Raw genomic sequence first — 1166 nt, forward strand, 5'->3', positions numbered from 1 at the left:
TTCCCAAGGTTTTGATGTGGTGGTGACAAATGTCAGCTCGACCAAGGGTGTGAAGACAGTGAAGTTGCCTATTTGGTCCAGCCAAGGCGGTCAAGATGACATCATCTGGTACGATGCAGCCAAGCAAACAGACGGCCCCTACAAGTTGAGTGTGGATATTCGTCGCCATAAAAATAATCGAGGCGAATACAACATTCACATGTATTACGTTCAGTCAGATGGTAGCTTGCAAGGTGTAATGGGTACCACGACTAAGGTGGAAGAGCCTAAATATAGTGTGACCGGCACGATTCACATTGAAAACAAGACTTCGCAAGGTTTTGATGTGGTAGTGACAGATGTTAGTTCAACCAAAGGTGTTAAAATGGTGAAGCTGCCTGTTTGGTCCAGTCAAGGCGGTCAAGATGACATCATCTGGTACGATGCAGCCAAGCAAACAGGCGGCACCTACAAGTTGAGTGTGGATATTCGTCGCCATAAAAATAATCGAGGCGAATACAACATTCACATGTATTACGTTCAGTCAGATGGTAGCTTGCAAGGTGTAACGGGTACCACGACTAAGGTGGAAGAGCCAAAATATAGTGTGACTGGCACCATTAACATTCAAAATAAGACATCTCAAGGCTTTGATGTCCTGATTACAAATGCGTCAGACAGCAATGGAATTTCTAGAGTGAAAGTTCCTATCTGGACAGATAAGGGCGGTCAAGACGATATTATTTGGTATGATGCCACTAAGCAAAGTGATGGAAATTATAAAGTTTCTGTCAATATTGATAAGCACAAGGGGGAATATGGCGAATATAATATTCACCTTTACTACATTGAATCAAACGGTAAAGTAAGAGGTGTTGGAGGAACCAAGACAACCGTAGCTGAGTCAAGTTCTGCAAGAGAGTCTATTCCGTCTCAAGGAGTTTATACTTTTAAAAAGGAAGTTGAAGTCAAAAATAGTCCCACAATGACGGCTAAGACTGAATTTACCTTTGCAAGAGGAGAAAGAATTCGTTATGATAAGGTATTGGACGCAGATCATCATCAATGGATTAGTTATGTTAGCTACAGTGGAACACGTCGCTATATCCCAATTGCAACTTTAACAAGTGAAGAAACTCCTAAGCCTGTTCAAGTGACAGGTACGATTCACATTGAAAACAAGACTT

General features: G+C 41.9%; 1 protein-coding gene. It reads left to right on the forward strand.

Annotated features, from left to right (window positions below; all coding sequences use genetic code 11):
• Positions 1-1166: GBS Bsp-like repeat-containing protein (locus HMPREF2887_RS06995; RefSeq protein WP_186821908.1), on the forward strand; the 1166-nt coding region annotated here is incomplete at both ends.

This window comes from Streptococcus sp. HMSC071H03 (assembly GCF_001813035.1).
Taxonomy (GTDB): Bacteria; Bacillota; Bacilli; order Lactobacillales; family Streptococcaceae; genus Streptococcus; species Streptococcus anginosus.